This window comes from Mesorhizobium sp. M2A.F.Ca.ET.039.01.1.1 (genome assembly GCF_003998035.1).
Lineage (GTDB): Bacteria > Pseudomonadota > Alphaproteobacteria > Rhizobiales > Rhizobiaceae > Mesorhizobium.
Genome location: NZ_RZRY01001472.1, coordinates 1 through 528, shown reverse-complemented (window position 1 = coordinate 528; position 528 = coordinate 1). Strand labels below are relative to the sequence as shown.

Genomic DNA, 528 nt, shown 5'->3' with positions numbered 1-528 from the left:
CTGCCTGCTTGGTGCAGGCCTTGAACCAGCCCTGAGGAATCTGCGGCTGCTGTTGGGCCGAGGCAGTGAAAAGCCCGGCGCCCAGAACGCCGACCACGCCTGCGGCCAGCACCGAAAGGCGGTACGCGTTGATCGTCATATGGTGCACTTTCCTCTCAAATGATCACGGGGACCGGCTTCTTCGTGCCGTGCGGTCCAGCTACCTGTTGCCCAAATGAGGCAACAGGATGACTTCGGAGCGCGTGTTACACTGCCAGCGGCGTCGAATCCAGCCCGGTTTCCGCGATTTCTTGGTGGTTTCGCATCCCCAGGAGCGAGCTAGATCGGCGATGGAGCGGCTGAACCCGATTCCCGTTGGCGCGCCGATTCAATCAGATGGCGAAATGCTCTACGGTGCATGGCGAATCACAAAGCCGCCCGGCAAGGAGACGGTCATGGACCGCGTTCTCGTCCAACTGATCGCCGCGACCTCGTTTCTGGCTCTTTCGCTCCTTCCGGCGCAATCGGAGCCGAAGCACGGCATTGCCA

The 528-nt window shown here is 61.4% G+C and carries 1 protein-coding gene; it reads left to right on the top strand.

The window, feature by feature from the left end; genetic code table 11:
* Positions 1 to 329 precede the first annotated feature (329 nt).
* A partial coding sequence (locus EOA24_RS40505; protein ID WP_133375098.1) for a hypothetical protein occupies positions 330 to 528 on the top strand: 199 nt, incomplete at its 3' end.